Source organism: Anabaena sp. UHCC 0187 (assembly GCF_009712035.1).
In the GTDB taxonomy this organism is placed as follows: Bacteria; Cyanobacteriota; Cyanobacteriia; order Cyanobacteriales; family Nostocaceae; genus Dolichospermum.
This window is the reverse complement of the sequence record NZ_VILB01000011.1, coordinates 423,270-439,525: the sequence shown is the minus strand read 5'-3', so window position 1 is coordinate 439,525 and position 16,256 is coordinate 423,270. Positions and strand designations below refer to the sequence as shown.

18 protein-coding genes and 1 pseudogene are annotated in these 16,256 nt (G+C 37.8%); 8 read left to right on the top strand and 11 right to left on the bottom strand.

Features of this window, described 5'->3' with window-relative positions; genetic code table 11:
* Positions 1-60 precede the first annotated feature (60 nt).
* From FJR11_RS11115 to FJR11_RS23555, 3 genes are all read left to right on the top strand, one after another.
* Positions 61-483 carry a hypothetical protein gene (locus FJR11_RS11115; RefSeq protein WP_168503733.1) on the top strand — a complete coding sequence of 141 codons (423 nt, stop codon included), beginning with the start codon at positions 61-63 and terminating at the stop codon, positions 481-483.
* 227 nt (positions 484-710) lie between these two features.
* Positions 711-917: a hypothetical protein gene (locus FJR11_RS11110; protein WP_168503732.1), complete on the top strand. Its 207-nt coding sequence runs from the start codon at positions 711-713 to the stop codon at positions 915-917.
* A gap of 129 nt (positions 918-1,046) precedes the next feature.
* Entirely contained in the window at positions 1,047-2,459 is a 1,413-nt protein-coding gene (locus tag FJR11_RS23555) for a serine/threonine-protein kinase (protein ID WP_254444737.1), read from the top strand.
* A 171-nt stretch (positions 2,460-2,630) separates the two neighbouring features.
* Here the strand turns inward: FJR11_RS23555 and FJR11_RS11100 are convergent, their stop codons facing one another.
* The 3 genes from FJR11_RS11100 to FJR11_RS11090 all read right to left on the bottom strand — a co-directional run bounded on the left by FJR11_RS11100 (position 2,631) and on the right by FJR11_RS11090 (position 4,260).
* Positions 2,631-3,155, bottom strand: coding sequence for an HNH endonuclease signature motif containing protein (locus FJR11_RS11100; RefSeq protein ID WP_168503731.1), 525 nt, complete (start codon positions 3,153-3,155; stop codon positions 2,631-2,633).
* 1 nt (position 3,156) lies between these two features.
* Entirely contained in the window at positions 3,157-3,417 is a 261-nt protein-coding gene (locus tag FJR11_RS11095; RefSeq protein WP_168503730.1) for a hypothetical protein, read from the bottom strand.
* 474 nt (positions 3,418-3,891) lie between these two features.
* Positions 3,892-4,260, bottom strand: a complete 369-nt coding sequence (locus tag FJR11_RS11090) for an SET domain-containing protein (RefSeq protein ID WP_168503729.1) — start codon at positions 4,258-4,260, stop codon at positions 3,892-3,894.
* Positions 4,261-4,462: 202 nt separating this feature from the next.
* Between FJR11_RS11090 and FJR11_RS11085 the strand changes: the two genes are divergently transcribed.
* A complete protein-coding gene (locus FJR11_RS11085; protein WP_168503728.1) occupies positions 4,463-4,936 on the top strand; it encodes a hydrogenase maturation protease in 474 nt (157 codons plus the stop codon).
* Between the two features lie 156 nt (positions 4,937-5,092).
* Here the strand turns inward: FJR11_RS11085 and FJR11_RS11080 are convergent, their stop codons facing one another.
* A complete protein-coding gene (locus FJR11_RS11080; protein WP_168503727.1) occupies positions 5,093-5,467 on the bottom strand; it encodes a hypothetical protein in 375 nt (124 codons plus the stop codon).
* Between the two features lie 18 nt (positions 5,468-5,485).
* Positions 5,486-6,456, bottom strand: a pseudogene (locus FJR11_RS11075) (SagB/ThcOx family dehydrogenase); the annotation flags it as partial.
* Between the two features lie 658 nt (positions 6,457-7,114).
* On the opposite strand from FJR11_RS11075, the gene FJR11_RS11070 reads away from it, so the two are divergent.
* A complete protein-coding gene (locus FJR11_RS11070) occupies positions 7,115-8,488 on the top strand; it encodes a sensor histidine kinase (RefSeq protein ID WP_174763004.1) in 1,374 nt (457 codons plus the stop codon).
* Between the two features lie 18 nt (positions 8,489-8,506).
* Here FJR11_RS11070 and FJR11_RS11065 read toward each other — a convergent pair whose 3' ends face one another.
* The 5 genes from FJR11_RS11065 to FJR11_RS11045 all read right to left on the bottom strand — a co-directional run bounded on the left by FJR11_RS11065 (position 8,507) and on the right by FJR11_RS11045 (position 12,719).
* Complete coding sequence (locus FJR11_RS11065; RefSeq protein ID WP_168503726.1) at positions 8,507-9,160, bottom strand: hypothetical protein; 654 nt, start codon at positions 9,158-9,160, stop codon at positions 8,507-8,509.
* A 114-nt stretch (positions 9,161-9,274) separates the two neighbouring features.
* Entirely contained in the window at positions 9,275-9,469 is a 195-nt protein-coding gene (locus tag FJR11_RS11060; RefSeq protein WP_168504196.1) for an NAD(P)H dehydrogenase subunit NdhS, read from the bottom strand.
* Positions 9,470-9,575: 106 nt separating this feature from the next.
* Positions 9,576-10,889: a rod shape-determining protein RodA gene (gene rodA, locus FJR11_RS11055; protein ID WP_168503725.1), complete on the bottom strand. Its 1,314-nt coding sequence runs from the start codon at positions 10,887-10,889 to the stop codon at positions 9,576-9,578.
* A gap of 145 nt (positions 10,890-11,034) precedes the next feature.
* Positions 11,035-12,105 carry an Mrp/NBP35 family ATP-binding protein gene (locus FJR11_RS11050; protein WP_168503724.1) on the bottom strand — a complete coding sequence of 357 codons (1,071 nt, stop codon included), beginning with the start codon at positions 12,103-12,105 and terminating at the stop codon, positions 11,035-11,037.
* A gap of 101 nt (positions 12,106-12,206) precedes the next feature.
* Positions 12,207-12,719 (bottom strand): SRPBCC family protein, encoded by a 513-nt coding sequence (locus FJR11_RS11045; RefSeq protein WP_168503723.1) that lies wholly within the window; start codon positions 12,717-12,719, stop codon positions 12,207-12,209.
* 368 nt (positions 12,720-13,087) lie between these two features.
* On the opposite strand from FJR11_RS11045, the gene hemF reads away from it, so the two are divergent.
* From hemF to psb29, 3 genes are all read left to right on the top strand, one after another.
* A complete protein-coding gene (gene hemF / locus FJR11_RS11040; protein WP_168503722.1) occupies positions 13,088-14,134 on the top strand; it encodes an oxygen-dependent coproporphyrinogen oxidase in 1,047 nt (348 codons plus the stop codon).
* Between the two features lie 195 nt (positions 14,135-14,329).
* The gene (locus FJR11_RS11035; RefSeq protein WP_168503721.1) at positions 14,330-14,701 is read left to right on the top strand and encodes an STAS domain-containing protein; all 372 of its coding nucleotides are present in this window, start codon (positions 14,330-14,332) and stop codon (positions 14,699-14,701) included.
* 93 nt (positions 14,702-14,794) lie between these two features.
* The gene (gene psb29, locus FJR11_RS11030) at positions 14,795-15,502 is read left to right on the top strand and encodes a photosystem II biogenesis protein Psp29 (protein ID WP_168503720.1); all 708 of its coding nucleotides are present in this window, start codon (positions 14,795-14,797) and stop codon (positions 15,500-15,502) included.
* Between the two features lie 57 nt (positions 15,503-15,559).
* On the opposite strand, the gene FJR11_RS11025 is transcribed toward psb29, so the two are convergent.
* On the bottom strand, positions 15,560-15,922 hold the full coding sequence (locus FJR11_RS11025) for a phage holin family protein (protein ID WP_168504194.1): 363 nt from the start codon (positions 15,920-15,922) through the stop codon (positions 15,560-15,562).
* Positions 15,923-16,256 lie beyond the last annotated feature (334 nt).

Below are 16,256 nucleotides of genomic sequence, written 5' to 3'. Positions count from 1 at the left end.
AATATTATATTATGAATTATCAATTATCAATGACAAATTTACTAAAATTGGTAACTAATTGTGTCTAATTTAGAACTACATCAATATCTTTCTCAGCTTCCTGAAGCTGCACTGCAAGAATTTATAGAATGGTGTATGTTGGAGCAATCAACAGCCGCAGGATTAGAATTTAAACCTGATCAAACTAAGTTAAAGAATTTATCAACGGCAGATTATTCTAAGCAATTAGTTGATCAATTCATGAAAGTAAGACCAGACCCAATTAGAGCGGGTTTAGTGGCTGTAATTGCTGGAAATCAAGCTGATAAACACGAATTAACAGGTTTGGCTGCTGTGGTTGATTTTGTTTCTCTTTATGTTAAATATTTAATTCCTAAAGATGGTAGTAATCCAGAAGAAGCAGATGCAATTTTAGCTAAAGCATCACAACATCAATATGAGCAACTTGTAGAAATTGCCAAAAAACATGGTGTAAGTTTATAGATTTGGATGGTGGGCATTGCCCACCAAATAATTGACAATTGATAGTTGCATATTGAGTTAAGAAAACCCGCTGCAAAAATTTAATTTATAAGTTTTAATAAGGTATTGATGATTAAAAAGAATTTTATAGCCTTTAATGATAACATCTATTTAAAGCTTTTTGGAATCTCCGCTTCATCGACTTTATGCGTTTGTAGAAATAATTACTAACTCCTCAAATCATACTCATGAAACGTATTGCATCTTTTGTTCTCGCTACTTTGATAGCGTCTATGTCCGTCTTGGGTATTGCAGAAAATGCTGATTCTGCAACTTATAATCGTCGTCAGACAACTACCCATGCCAGACGTTATCGAACTTGTAACGGCAGAAATAGTTATAGATATTATCGAGGCAAGTATTACAGATGTCGTTATAATAGACGGCATCGTTAATTCAATTACCATCATTTAAAGGACTGGGTGGGAAATACTCACCCAGAAAAATAATAGATGCAAAAAAAGTGATGCAGACAACAATTCAGATATGGTATAAAATACATACATAATATATTTTATAAAAGTATGAGCATTTACACACCAGGGACATCTATTAACAACGGTAGATATATTATTCAACAATATCTTGGTCGTGGTGGTTTTGGTATCGCTTATAGTGCCAAAGATCAGAAAAAAGGAAAAATAGTTGTTATCAAAACTTTAAACCCCACACAAATCAGTCCAGAAGAATTTCGGACAGAAGAGAGAAAATTTTATAATGAAGGAATGCGGTTAGCCAAATGCAATCCTCACCGTCACATTGTCGAAGTTTATGAATTTATCGAGATAAATGGAATGTCGGGAATGGTGATGGAATTTATTGATGGGGACAATTTGGCCTTATATAATCATAATCATGAAGGATTATCCGAAACTGAAGCTTTACATTATATTGACCAAATAGGACAAGCTTTAGAACATATTCACGCACTGGGATTTTTACATCGAGATGTCAAACCCAATAATATAATTTTACGGCAAAATACCAAAGAAGCGGTTTTAATTGATTTTGGTTTAGCTAGAGAATATACTTTAGGTGCAGAGGTAAACATGACTAATGCCAGAAGTAAAGGTTATGCACCCATAGAACAATATGAGAGATATGGTAAATTTGGTGACTACACAGATGTTTATGCTTTAGCGGCAACTTTGTATAATTTGCTGACTAATAATGAACCTTTACCCGCAGAGTTTAGAAAAACGGGAATAGTTTTACCACCACCCCAACAGTTTAACCCAAATATTAGCGATCGCATCAATGCTGCCATTCTCAAAGGTATGGAATTAGAAGCAGCAAACCGTCCGCAAACAGTCAGAGAATTCCGACAAATATTGGGTTTGTTAGTTAAACCTGTTGTGAATATTCCTATACCATCACCTATTAATTATACTCCTGTTACTGTTCAACAAAAACCCCAGGAAAATATCACCGTACTGCAAACTATTCAGCAAGATACACAATTCAAATCATCCTGTGGTATAGACTATCAAAAACTGCGTGACTTACTCGCACAAGGCAAATGGAAAGAAGCAGATGAAGAAACACGACGGTTAATGTTAGCGGTTGTAAAACGGGAAAAAGAAAATTGGTTAGATGCTAACAGTATTAATAATTTTCCCTGTGAAGACCTCCGCACTATTGACAAATTGTGGGTACATTACAGTAATGGTAAATTTGGGTTTTCTGTGCAGAAAAAAATTTATCAGAGTTGTGGAGGAACGCTTGAATACAACGCAGAACTTTGGGATAAGTTTGGGGAAAAAATAGGATGGAAAAAAAAGAAGTTATTAGGAATGGGAGGAGATTGGTTAAGTGAGTATCATACTAATTTTGATATAACCGCACCACCAGGACACCTCCCGTCAGCACTGCGGGGAACGACGGGGAAGAGTGGTCTTTCTTCTTTGGCATCAAGACTGGCAAATTGTAACCTCTAAAAGCAATATATACAGGCACAAATAATCAGTTATAATCAAAACAAATACACAAAAAATCCAAATTTAACATTGGTATGAATATCCAAGATAAAACTATTGCTCAACTTCGGGAAATGCCAGATGCTTTACTACTTAATCATTTTTTCTTTTGCTGCTGTTGGTGGATACTTATCAACTTCTAGAGAACTCCACAAAAAAGATGATCCAATTTTGTGGGATGGGCATCTTGCCCGTCCTTGTATTGTTAGCGGGCAAGATGCCCGCACCACAAGAAATTTTGGGATATTTTTTTAATTGGAAGTCTCCTATTAATAATTGTCTTTCTATAATCCGTTCATTTTTGTTAAAATCGAGAATACGGGATGTTACTTCACCAATATCTGTTAATGGTTGAATGATAGCTTCATTAAGTTGAAAATGATCACCCCAAAAGTCTCTACGAGGGTTAAAAAATCTCACTAACTCACCATTTCGCCAATTAATTGAACCTAAATCTGTACCTTTTTGCAAATTACAGAAAACACAAGCATAACAGAGATTATCATCCGTACTTGCTCCACCATGTTTCACACTAATGATATGATCAACTTGACAAGATGTAGTATCTTCTTCTGAAATTAGACAATATTCACAGATATTACCAGCACGTTCCACAACTAAACGCCTTATTTCTAAATTAATGTAAGTACGAGACATCTTATTTACCCTTAGTGTTAATATATTTATGAGCCTTAGCTTTAGCTAATCTAATAATGTGTTCCAGAGTCAAAAAATACTCTAATTCTTCCTTTTCTTCTTTTGTTAGTTCATTATTTTTAGCACTATCAATTAAATCCTCTAAACGGTTTTGTGCTGTTTCGGAAAGGTGGAAGTTAATCACACTTTCGGGAGTAGTACCAGCAGCAATGAAATCTACAATTTCGTCATAGACTTTGATTGTTTTTACAGATGTATTCATGGCGGTATCCTTTTTTACGATAGTTGTCTGATAGCGATTATATTATAAATAATAATGAGTAATTGTAGGTTGGGTTGAGGCACGAAACCCAACGCACAACGGGTAAATGTTGGGTTTAGTCAGAGATTCTATTGTGAATATAATCTAAGAGTTCTCCAACGGTACAAGTAACTTTTATATAAAATTCTAACTTCTCTAAGCGTTGATTGTATCAGTGATACAGAAAGAAATCAAGAGTATGGGGTCTAGGGGTGATTCCGTGTTAAAATTTAACTAATGTTTAGCGACTCTCTTGGAGTATCAAAGATTGACTAAATTACTAAAAAATGAGTTTCAGGAATTTTGTGATCAGGTTGGCAAAAATGCTGAAGCAAAAGGCATGACAGAAGAAAAGCTCAAAGAAATTCTTGAAAGTGATGATAAGAGTGAATTCATTTCTTCCTCTCTTTGCGTCTCTGCGCCTCTGCGTGAGCCTTATTCCTCCACATCAAACCACACAGGGGAAATATCATCAACTTGCCCATTATAATTAATAGTAATTTCCTGACCTTCTCGAATATATTGATGAGCAACAATATCAATTACATTTTTAGCAAAATTCTTAATATAGACCGCATTGGGATGATAAGAATGATTAAAAAGAGAGGCAAAACCTAAACCTATTGCCCCGCTTTCCCCGTGCCAACCAAAATAATAATTTAATAACACCGTTTTAGTAATTAACTTAACTTGCTGTTTAGGAATTACAATCACAGCAGATCTTTCAATTAAATCTCCTTTAGCAAAATCTTGCTGGGCAAATATACCTCTACCTTTAGTCTCTGTATCACGAAATACTAGCATATAGCAATTCTATCTGATGGGTAAGAATGATTTTTGACTAACCACTACAGATAAACGCAGAGAAAATAAAGACAAATTTTTGTCACTGACTTACGGCTACTAAACTCACTATAAAGTCAATAATTAAAGATGTAGTCAGAATTTCCGTAAATTTTAATTTTTTGTGCCAAGTTGATAATATTCATGTTATTATAAATATCCCATGCTAACTATCATTGGTTGTGGCAATCTCAATCGGAATGATGATGCTGTCGGCGTAATTATTGCCCAACGTTTACAGCAACATCTCGCCCAAAATCCTCACCCCAATATCCGCATTTTCGATAGTGGAACTGCGGGCATGGAAGTGATGTTTCAAGCGAGAGGAAGTCAAAAATTAATTATTCTTGATGCTAGTTGCACAGGTTCAGAGGCAGGTGCTATATTTAGAGTCCCAGGGAATGAACTAGAAGCACTGCCCGAACCTAGTTACAACTTACATGATTTTCGTTGGGATCATGCCTTGGCTGCTGGGAGAAAAATCTTTTTAGATGATTTTCCCCAAGAGGTGACAGTCTATTTAATTGAAGCTGCTAATCTGGATTTTGGTCTGGAATTAAGTCCTGTTGTTCAACATTCTGCTGATTTAGTTTTTGCCGAACTAATTACAGTTATCCAACAGAATGTGATGGCTTAATTGTAAGTATTCAGCTATAGAACTCGTTCATAGCCTGATCCCCGACTTCTAGCATCAATTTATAATTTATGGACACAATAAATAAAAGAAGTCGGGGATCTTATCGTCTCACCTGAATTCTTACGCTTAATCAACAATCTCAAATCCCCAATTGCATCAGATCCAATCACGATAAACTGGCAACTCATCTACTCTCATTTCAAAGGGTACAGTTTGAATATCGGGAGGACAAACCCGGATTTTGGCACTGCTAACAATGCCATAAAGAACATTAGCCATAGGGACAATTTGTTGCAAAATTTGCCAGTTAGTAACTTGGTCAGGGCATTCAATTACTAAGGTCAAAATACTCGCATGAGTTGTGGCATACCAACGACAATTAGACAACAAACTATGAATAATGCGATCGCATCCTTCATAAAAGTATTTGCTAATTGAATGTTCCAGTTGTTGCCGAAGCATAATATCTGCTGATGTTGGCTGTATAGGGTGCTTATCATCAGCATGGAATTGAGGTTCTGTTGTCGCCATTTCCGGTTATTTTCCTATTTATTTACCAATTGCCATTGCGTACAAGATGTCCTTATTGGTTTCTAGAAAGGCTTGGGTTTCATCATCATAGAAAGCACCAATACCACTACAATCTATTCCCCAATAGTTGCTAAATAAATACACTCTCTGTCCGACAAATCCGGCTAATTGCATAGCGGTTTGATAACTCAAATAATCGGACACGAAAAACTCTCGTTACAGCACAATCTCTAGCTATCGCTTGATTAATGTACAAATAACCTGTTTTCCCTAAAGTTACCTGCTTTAATGAGATGTGTATTTTTATATAACCCTGGTGAAATTCTCTCGATATCATGCACCACTGAGTAAATTTCTATTTCCTCAAAATTCTCTATTGGGATTGGTTGTCAAACTGCTTGCAAAATTTGCCAATAGATATTTTCTCCAAATAGAATACCTTTGAAAACGCCTAATAGAACGCCTATTCCCAACGTTCTCCCACAACCGTTCTCGGTCAAAATTAAATTGAGGATGTTCTAGCTGCTGCTGGTGACTAGGCTGTAAAGACGTTGTTTGCTAGGCCTCTTCAACACATTGATTAACTTGAAAATAGTCAGTACCACAGACAAAAGGAATAGGTAGCCTTAAGTGTCTGACTGGTTTTTCTTGTCCTTCTTGGCGAAATCACACAACTAGTAATCAACTCCTTATTCTCAAATCCCAAATCTGCATTGAGAATAAGTTTATCAAAATCAAAACGTAGTTGTATGTTGTTTTCATGAAGATATGCAAAAAGCAGCGATAGCACCTAAATGGTGTCCGCTATCCAACAAACAATATCTAAAACTCCTGTCTTGATATTTCCAGCTAGACCTATGATAAACACAACTAACTAAAAAGATGAATTCATTGATACGTTTATTTGGTATAACATAATTATCCAATCCATCATCGCCTAATTCATAAATTAAGATCAGACAATTATTCTCAACTTCTATATGGTAGATAAGTAGGTTGGCGTTAAAAATTGTCGTTATAGCAAAGCAAGAGGCAAAAGGCAAGAGTGAAAGCGAAGGGTTAATTTCTGCAAATAGTCTTTCCTGATATTAGCAATGTGCATAATATCCGTCCGCACGACGGATTAAACGGACTCGCTTAATTTGTTTGATATTCTAGAAGTATTTATTGCGTTTAGTTAAAGCGAATAAGCTTACCAATGAATAACCGTTCCTATACTCTTGTTGAAATTAGAAGTAAATTTCTAGACTTGTCTAGGTTTTATATAACAAGCTACTAGCTTCTTAACCTTTAGTTAAAGGCTAGATGATAGGCTAAAAAAGCCTGTCGTTTTGATAACAGTATTTATTACGTGATTATATTCCAGATCAAGCCTATTAAATCTCTACCATCAAGAGGATGTTATTGCCCTAGGTTATCAATCAGCATAAATTATGTAAAAAATCTAATACTAAAATCTGGTTAATAAATTGAAATTTGCCCAGATATCTTGGGAATACTAAACTATCACGGCTGATAAATTTGAATTTTTTAGGTTAAATTGATGAAGCTTAGATATTTAGGAGTAAAATAAGTAACATTTACTCTAGTCTAAGTAATAATGTAAAAGACAAAACCCAATATTAACTTCAGGTTAAGGATTGACAAATGCTGGCTATACATAGCATTAAAAATGTGGATCAGCTAAATCTCAAACTAGAGTCAACTTTAGAGGAATTACCAGTTTGGACAATTCAAATTGAAACAGATCATCCAGGCAATGAATTAGCAAAACTTTTTGAAGAAGATCCTTTACTACCAGGGATTATCTTGACTAAAGATCAAAAATATGTAGGCATGATTTCCCGACGGCTATTTTTTGAACAAATGAGTCGTCCCTATGGGTTAGGACTGTTTGCTGGGAGGCCTATTGAATATCTTTATAATTTTTTGCAACCCAAAACCTTTGTCTGTCCAGAGGATACCCCAATTGTCGAAGCAACTCAAATAGCTTTAGGGCGATCGCACAAACAAGTGTATGAACCACTTGTGATTACAGATCAATCTTACCAGTATGGATTGCTAGATTTTCATCAATTACTTTTAGCCAACTCCCAAATTCATGTTTTAACATTAAATAGACTGCAAAAAGAAAAAGAAAAAGCCAGAATAGCCAAAGCTGACTTTCATGATCTTCAGCATAACTATAGTCGGTTATTACAAAATGACAAAATGATTGCCTTGGGACAATTAGTAGCTGGTATTGCCCATGAAATTAATAACCCCATGAATTTTATTTATGGTAATCTTAATTATGCCATTGAATATGTCAAAGATATGCTTTACATGATTGAATGTTATCAACAAGAACCATCTTATGTAGATGTAGTATCTCAAGCCCAAGAAAAAGGAATTGACATAGAATTTATCATCGAAGATTTGCCAAAATTATTATCTTCCATGAAAGTTGGTGCTACAAGAATAAATGAAATTGTTTTATCCTTACGTAACTTTTCCAGGCTAGATCAAGCGGAAATTAAATCTGTTGATATACATGAAGGAATAGAGAATACATTAATAATTCTCAAACATAGTTTAAAAGCTAAACCTGATCGGTTAGAAATTGAATTAATTAAAGAATATGATAAACTACCCTTAATAAAGTGCTATGCAGGACAACTAAATCAAGTATTTATGAATATTATTGCCAATGCTATTGATGCTCTTTCGGAAAGTGATAATTTAATTCTCAAAACGCGCAAAAATTTGCAAATTCGGATTCGGACAGAATTAACTAATGACAATCATGTTACTATTCATATTGCCGATAACGGTTCAGGCATACCAGAGGATGTACAAAAGCGATTGTTTGATCCATTTTTTACGACAAAACCAGTTGGAAAAGGCACAGGATTAGGATTATCAATTAGCTATCAAATTGTCGTAGAAAAACATGGTGGTCAACTGCATTGCATATCTAAACCAGGAGAAGGTTCTGAGTTTATTATCAAAATACCAGTTGTTTTCAATAAATTAGAATAAGCTTTTTGACTTGCTATACTATGGGTGGATTTGACTTAAAATAAACCGCAAACGATCATAATCATCTTTGAGTAACATACTCAGATGTCGTCCAGCCCTAATTAACCATTCTCGGTCATGTTTACGTAACTGATATACTCCCCGAATAGCTGCTGCGGCCAAAGAATCCACTGGCGCACCACTAATAAAAAGTAATGTGCGTAAAAAATCTAACTCTTCCGTAAACTCGATAATTGCTTCTGCTTGACAGTGATTAACAGCTTGGTGAATTTGTGGCGGACGGGGTGGCAAATATTGATATACTCTGCCGTTATTACTATTGATAGATTTTTCTTTAAATCCTACAATTGCCGCTCGAAATTCAGTTTTGAGCATGGAAAATATTTGAGGTTGTTCCTCACGCAAAGCTTCTAAGGATAACCCCAAAGCAACTGCCCTATGGACAGAATCAATAGGCATAGTTGTGGCATGATAAACCACAGCATAAACTTGATTACCAGATTCTTCATCCACAGCACAAACCCAACTACCAAAAGGTGGCATTGGGGGAAAACTCAAGTCTTCAGGTTCTAAACACTGAGCTAAAAATTCCGTACTTGTGGTTTCAATTATCTCTGCAAAGTGATGAGAATGGCGATTGTCAATAGCAAACTGTGGTAAAGGTAGACGCATAAGTAATTAAAAATTATCAATTAAAAATTAAAAATGAATAAACATATTTTCTGAAGGTGGGATTAGTCAATAGTCTTAGTAAAAACTAATAACCACTGACTAATGACTAAATTACTATTTCCCTTTTTTCTGGACTGTAGTTTCCACAGGTTCTAGTTCTGTGAGGCGGAAAGTAATTATTTTATCCCAATTACCACCTTCAAACAGTACAGCTACTTTACCATCACTAACTCTTTGTACAAGTCCTTCAGAACGATAATATGTATCTGCGGGATTTTTGACGCGAACAGTTGCTCCAGGCAGGATCATCATATTTACCTTTATTAGTTTCCTATTAATAGCTTAATGCTTCAAGCAGAGAACAGGGAACAGGTGGTAAGTAATTTTATTCTCCCTCCTGACTCCTGACTCCTGCCTAATAATACTGTTGACGTTGACGAAAATTAGCTACAGATTCTACTATGCCGATAGCAATAAAGTTAGTCAGCATTGCCGAACGCCCATAACTCATCCACGGTAAAGGAATTCCCGCCACTGGTGCTAAACCGACTGTCATCCCTATATTCACAATCAGTTGAAACACAATCATAGACAAAACACCAATAGCTAAAAGTGAACCAAAGTTATCTTTGGCTGTTTGAGCTACGTGAAGTAAGCGGAAGCAAATCAAGCAAAACACGGATAATAAAATTAAACAACCCACAAGACCAAATTCTTCAGCAACAGCCGAGAAAATAAAATCTGTATGCTGTTCAGGAACGAAATTGAGTTGAGTCATGGGGCCTTTAAACAAACCCCAGCCCCAAACTTCACCCGCACCAATAGCAATGCGAGATTGAATCAGGTGATAACCAGCACCAAGGGGATCATGTTCAGGGTTAATAAATACACTAAGTCGGCTTTTTTGATATTCCTTTAATACATGATTCCAGGCAAAAAGGCCTAATTCGCCGCCTAGCATATTTAGACAGAATGAAGCAATAGCAGCAAGACCAAATCGCTTCCAGGGGAGACTAAACCAGCCGACTATCCCCATAGATACTGCCCATACTAAACCTAATATGCTTAATGATATGTCCTTAGATAACATTATGGGCGTTGATAATGGCCAAGATATACTAAATAGGATTGCTGCCATTACCGGGGAAACCATGAGTATCAACCAGCCGGGGTTGGCATTTGCCCAGTACAACATTCCTAAAAATATTGCCCCAAATACCAGTGATGTTGCCAAGTCTGGCTGTAAAAATACCAATGCCCAAGGTACAGCCGTAATGGCCAAGACACGGAAAACACTCTCCAGAGTGGAGGCTGTCCGCCTATGCAACAAAGCCGCTAAGGTAATGATTAATCCTATTTTGGCAAATTCTGAGGGCTGAACATTAAAACCCGCAATACTAATCCAACGCTGTGCGCCCTTGGCACTAGTACCAGCAAACATGACAGCTATCAAACTGAAGTTCGTCAGCCCGTAGGTGAACCAATGCCACTGCATCAAGTTTTCGTAACGGCAACGGGCTAAAAATAAGGCGATTATTGTCCCAATAGCGGCTATCAACCAGTGCCACCACCAGTCAGTTACAGGTCGCTTCAGTTCTGTACTCAGAATCATCAGCCCACCGAACATACTAAGAGCAACTGGCAAAACAAATAGTAGCCCGTCCATTTGTTGCCAGGGATTAAGCCAAGATTGCCAACGAATTTTGGGGAATGAAGGTTTTAATAACATTGTGTGAGGAGGAAGTTGGGCAGGGGAGTAGGGGGTGTAGGGGTGTAGGGGTGTAGGGGTGTAGGCTGTAGGGAAGAAATTTCCTTCTTTCCTTCTTCTTCTAAACTCCTGACTCCTGACTCCTGACTCCTGACTCCTTTTTTACTTATGTCAAAGCAGCAACTGATACTTTACCTGCTACAGTGAGAGCGATCGCTGTTAGTGCTTTGGCTGCGGCTGAGTTGGGTTCACCAATAACTATCGGTACACCATTATCACCACCAATTCTAGTAGAAATTTCTAACGGTACACATCCTAACAGGGGTACTCCTAATTCTGCGGCTGTTTTGGAACCACCACCAGAACCAAAAATGTCATATTGCTTATCCGGTTGATCTGGGGGGATAAAATAGCTCATATTTTCCACAATTCCCAAAACTGGGACATTTAACTGCTGGAACATCCGCAACCCCTTCCGGGAGTCCAACAAAGCTACAGTTTGTGGTGTAGTGACAATGACTGCCCCTGCCATTGGTACAGATTGGGCTAAAGTTAACTGAGCATCTCCCGTTCCTGGGGGCATATCCACAATTAAATAGTCTAGCTCGCCCCATTCTACTTGATAGAGAAACTGACGAATCACACCATTGAGCATGGGACCACGCCAAATGACTGGCTGATCTCGGTCAATCAAAAAACCCATTGAAACCAGCTTGACACCATGATTAAAAGCCGGTTCGAGGATGTCTCCTGCTTCCGTAGACCGGACATTAATTTCGGCATCACTCAAACCCAACATGGTGGGATCATTGGGTCCGTAAATATCTGCATCTAATAAACCAACTTTTGCCCCAGTTTGTGCTAAGGCAACGGCAATATTTACAGCCACTGTACTTTTACCAACACCACCTTTACCGCTAGAAACAGCAATAATATTTTTCACCCCAGGTACGCCATTGCGGTCTGGTAAGCTTTTTTGCTGGGGTGTTTCTGCTGTTACTTCTACGCTGATATCTGTAACACCGGGTAGTTTTTGAACAGCTTTTTTACAATCTTCAACAATAAATTCCCGTAAGGGACAAGCGGGAGTGGTTAACACCAAAGTGAAACTAACCTTGCCACCGTCAATTTTGACGTTGCGAATCATATTTAGTTCTACCAGACTTTTGCGAAGTTCTGGATCTTCTACTGGTCGCAACACTTCTAGGACTGCGTGGGAATCTAGGACATCATACATAGTGCGTTTACCGTTACCGCTTTTATAAAGCTTAAAAAATTTTCACAGATACTAGAATCTTAACTTTATTGGGGCAGTTGTTCAGTTGTCAGTTGTTAGTGCTAAAAATCAAAGCAACTACCGTGTAGAGATTTTTTCTGGGATAATGCTGGATTTTCTACGGATTCTATCAGCGCTCTAGCTACTCGATCTACGTAAGGACGAGACAAAGACCAAATTAGGGGTGATAACCAACCACGCAAAGTTACAGAATAAGACAAGTAAGATCCACGGAGGGTTGATTCTACTTGGTATGTGACTCTTTCTTCAATGCCAGGAATGGTTAAAATGCGAATACTTAACATCTGTTTGGGATTGACTCGTTCGACAAAAATCTGGATGGGAATTGGCCAAAATCTTGTGACTGCTTGGAAAATTAGTCCAGGTTTGGGGACTAATCCTAATGGAACGTTGGTGCTTTTTAGGAGGGGATGCCAAGACACGTCTGTTAAGTCCTCCACTTTCTGCCACAGTTCATCTACAGAAGCAGAACTAATCTCTCGATAGGTTCGTACCAGAGAGGCACAAAACCGCCGCCGTTTGCGGTGCATGAATTTGGATAACCAACTTGGCATGATCTTAATCTCCTCCATACAACTTTTATCATCCTTAACATTGCTTTACATTTTGCCTGGTAATTATGAGATTTGAGAAAATTGTTCTCAAACTCCCTCTTGTGGAAAAAATTATGTAGAAAATCTGTAAACCAAATAATAAGATTATTTCTATAACTGTGAAAACGAGTCTTCAGATATGATATCTGTGAGTTGGAGCAACTTCCGTGCCAATGGAGATTTGAAGGCGTTTTCAACGGTTGTGTTTTAACGTATAATAAAAAACTGTTTTGGCAGATTAAGCCGGATTTGTGACTCTCGCTGCTGACAAGTTTTGACAACAAAAATTTGTAATTGTTTGGAAATTGTAATTTTAGGTTCGGGAATCTATGTTAACCAACGCGCAAACCCCCACTATCACAAAAGATTCATCTGATTTTCTCCCTGGTGTGAATGCTCAGGCTAGAGTCAGTCAGTTTATGCAGAATGTGCAGGATGAAATTACCCAAGGTTTAGAGAAATTAGATGGTCTGGGGAAGTTTCAGGAAGATAGTTGGCAGCGTCCAGAAGGGGGTGGTGGGCGATCGCGTGTCCTGCGTGATGGGGCAATTTTTGAACAAGCTGGTGTAAATTTTTCAGAAGTTTGGGGTTCTCATTTACCTCCTTCGATTTTATCCCAACGTCCTGAAGCAGAAGGACATGGCTTTTATGCAACGGGGACTTCTTTGGTGTTGCACCCACGAAACCCTTATGTGCCTACAGTTCATTTAAATTACCGCTATTTTGAAGCAGGGCCTGTTTGGTGGTTTGGTGGTGGTGCGGATTTAACACCTTATTACCCCTTTGCTGAAGATGTAAAACATTTTCATAACACTTTTAAACAAGCTTGTGATCAACACCATCCCGAATATTATCCGGTGTTTAAGCGTTGGTGTGATGAATATTTTTACCTGAAACACCGGGATGAAACACGGGGAGTCGGTGGTTTATTTTTAGATTACCAAGATGGCCAAGGTTCTATCTATCGCGGCCCAGATCCCACTGGGGAAGCGGCTATTTACAGTAATCAGGTAGGTGAATTACCGTCGCGGAGTTGGGAAGATATATTTGCTTTAGTTCAAGATTGTGCTGGGGCATTTTTACCTGCTTATGCGCCCATTGCGGAACGCCGACAAGGGATGGAATACGGCGATCGCCAACGTAATTTCCAATTATACCGTCGTGGTAGATATGTAGAATTTAACTTGGTTTATGACCGAGGCACAATTTTTGGACTGCAAACCAACGGCCGCACAGAATCAATTCTCATGTCTCTACCACCTTTAGTTCGGTGGGAATATGGCTACAAACCAGAACCTAATACTCCTGAAGCTGAGTTGTATGAGACTTTCCTCAAACCTCAAGATTGGATAAACTGGAAACCAAGTCAGGCATAGGTGACAGGTGCTACGCCACGGTGACAGGTAAGAGGTAAGAGTTTTTAGCAATTACCAATTCCCTAGTTATTCTCGTGAAACACCATGACAGTAAGTTACACTAATAAATAAGTATCAACCTATGCAGATAGGTTGATAATTGCTCACTTTGTGAGTGTGTTAATTAGCAAATATTAGTAAACAAGTATCGGTTCAGTGATTAATATAGAGCAGAACACATTTACAACTGAAGACGGTCATACTGTTATGGTATTGACACCTGCTGGTCGCTTAGATATTACTACTGCTTGGCAATTCCGTCTCAAGCTACAAGAATGTATTTCTAAACACAGTCCTCATGTTGTTGTCAATTTAGGCCAAGTAAATTTTATTGATAGTTCGGGGCTGACTTCCCTGGTGGCTGGTATGCGTGATGCTGATAAGGTTAAAGGCAGTTTTCGCATTTGTAATGTTCATCCAGAAGCCAAGCTAGTTTTTGAAGTCACAATGATGGATACAGTATTTGAAATCTTTGAGACGGAAGAAGAAGTTTTAGAGACTTCACCCCGAAGTTTGGCTAGTCCATAGAATCTGTGAACTCGTTTTTATCTGACTTTCACGAATTAGCTCTGATTAGTTCATACTAGAAAGTAAGAATATGTCTTTACTACAATTTTCTTTGTGAATAACGTCCGCACAGTATCTGATACAAAACGCACCTTTTATACCCTTCATACCAGGCCGATTAATACTATTTACCGCCGGGTAGTCGAAGAATTGATGGTAGAAATGCACCTACTGTCAGTCAATGTTGATTTTAGCTATGATGCGATTTACGCCTTGGGCGTTGTGACAACTTTTGACCGCTTCATGGAAGGCTACCAACCAGAACAGGATCAAGAGTCAATTTTTAGAGCAATCTGTCAAGCGGTGGAACAAGACCCCCACCGCTACCGACAGGATGCGTCAAGATTGCAAGGTATAGCGGCTAGTCTGCCTACTAAGGATTTAATTGCTGGCTTGAGTCAAGCAATTTCCTTAGATCAAGATGCGGATTTGCAAAAGCATCTGCAAGAGATCGCCGCAAATTCCAACTTTAAATACAGTCGGTTATTTGGTGTTGGTTTATTTGCATTATTAGTCCAGTCAGATCCTCAACTGATCAAAGATGAGAAACAACGGACTGAGGCACTAAAAGCGATCGCTAATGGTTTGCATCTTTCAGAAGACAAACTGATCAAAGATTTAGAACTATACAGTTCTAATCTAGAAAAAATGGCGCAAGCACTCATAGTCATGGCAGATATATTGTCAGCAGATCGTAAAAAACGAGATCAACGACAACAACAAGCCAGTCCGACTGCAACACCATCTAGTAGCAATGAATAATTTGTAAGGTGATAGGTGATAGGTAACAGGAAGCAATTACCTATCACCAATTACCAATTACACACCTAATAATTTGTAGATAACGTTATTGACAACAGTGAGTGCAAAAGCACCTAAAATAGCACTCAAAATACCGTAACGTAACCGGAAACCATCTACTAACCAAGCAGCAATACTAAAACAAGCAACAGCAATCATGAAAGTGAAGATACCAGATAATAAGTCAAAGGTGGCTAAATTTGGGATCACAAACAAAACTTTGAGAACTGGCTTGACTAGTGCGGTAATAATACCTAAAACTGCGGCGGAAAAAATTGCCTTTTCTGGAGTATCAATTTCAACTCCCAAAGGTAATTTACTAATAATCCACAAGCTAATAGCCGTGATTACCCAAACAATTAACAGCGTTACAATATCCATTGCCATAACCCCTGAAACGTAAATGGTGATTGGCGATAAATTACCTGGTTGACTTGGTTTTTTTTGATGTAAAAATCTTTGTAACTTAACCAATTATTTACAAATTAACCGAATTTCTTTGCAGAAATTGAATTTATTCTAGATATCTTTAGGTTTACGATTTTTGGATCGAGAGAATATGTATAGTAGGTAATTGGTAATTGGTAATTGGTAATTGGTAATTGGTAATTGCTATACAAAAATAAAAATCTCCCCATAACCTCGTAATTGAGGAAAATATGGGGAGATATAAATATACAAAATTTCTCAAGTCATAAGTAAGCCTGGCGACTTC